Origin of the sequence: Mesorhizobium sp. B1-1-5 (genome assembly GCF_006443065.1) — a bacterium.
Lineage (GTDB): Bacteria > Pseudomonadota > Alphaproteobacteria > Rhizobiales > Rhizobiaceae > Mesorhizobium.
In genome coordinates this window covers 1-1140 of record NZ_VFWS01000550.1, presented here as the reverse complement: position 1 = coordinate 1140, position 1140 = coordinate 1, and the positions used below count along the sequence as shown (strand labels likewise).

Sequence of the window (1140 nt, the reverse complement as noted above, 5' to 3'; positions counted from 1 at the left end):
GGCCTGCGCTTTCTGAAATTCTTCCCGGCCGAGCAGTCCGGCGGCATCGCTTCGCTGAAGGCTTTCGCCTCGCCTCTCGCCGACGTGAAATTCTGCCCGACCGGCGGTATCACCGGCAAGAACGCGGCCGACTATCTCAGCCTGCCCAATGTCATCTGCGTCGGCGGCTCCTGGGTCGCCCCCGACGACATGGTCAAGGCCGGCAGGTGGGACGAAATCGAAGCTCTCGCACGCGCCGCGAGCAAGCTCGCCGGATAAGCGCTTTCGCGTTCACCAGCGCAGCGGGCCATTCTCGTCGAAATAGCCGGCAGTCGGACCATCGGCATCGAGCGTCGCCAGGCGCACGATGATCTCGGCTGCCTGCCGCACCGTGCGACCGCCCCTGTGCCCGTTGAGATCGGTCGCGGTGTAGCCGGGAGCAGCGGCATTCACCTTGATGCCGCGCGGCGCGAGCTCCCTGGCGAAAGCCACCGTAATCGCATTGAGCGCCGTCTTGGAGCTGCCATAGCCAATTATGTTGGGCGACTGGTTTTCGCCTGTTGCGTCCTGCGCGCGTGCGATCGAGCCGATATAGCTGCTCACCATGACGATGCGGCCGCCACGCTTTCGTCATCGACAACGTCGAGTTCGAGCCACTCGACGTCGAGCCCTTCGCTGCGCAGCGCCTGTGCCGCTGCGGTGCCGCGTGCGGCGTCGCGGGCGCCGAGCCAGACCTTGAATCCCGTTGCCGCCAGGCGCCGTGCGGTCTCCAGGCCGATGCCCTTGTTGGCGCCGGTCACCAGTGCGCGCTTCGATGTCGTCATATCCAAATCTCCTTTGTGGAGGCCTGACGCCTGTCGCCTGGAAGTGGCCCGGTCCGGGAAAACGACATGCATAAAACAAAGGCCCAAGACGCGTCGCCAAACGCGACGCGCCTTAGAGATGGCGGATTGCGGCCCGCCTCGCGCGCCGAAAACTCTCTTGCTCTTGCCTGATCCTCTCACCTGGTTGCGCGGCCCACGCGGATCGGCAATGCTGAAACGATGAGAGAGGCGCTGCTGGAATTGATCGCCATCGCCGGCCGCCATGCGCATGGGCGGCGGACAAGGACGGCGATCCCTCGCGTTACGATCGGCCGCAGCGAGGTCCCGACGCCGCCTA

At 65.4% G+C, this 1140-nt stretch carries 2 pseudogenes; one reads left to right on the top strand and one right to left on the bottom strand.

Annotation, left to right across the window (positions count from 1 at the left end):
• Window positions 1-258 (top strand): annotated as a pseudogene (locus tag FJ980_RS33190) (keto-deoxy-phosphogluconate aldolase); the annotation flags it as partial.
• Window positions 259-270: 12 nt separating this feature from the next.
• Here FJ980_RS33190 and FJ980_RS33185 read toward each other — a convergent pair.
• Window positions 271-803: pseudogene (locus FJ980_RS33185) on the bottom strand (SDR family NAD(P)-dependent oxidoreductase).
• Window positions 804-1140: the final 337 nt, after the last annotated feature.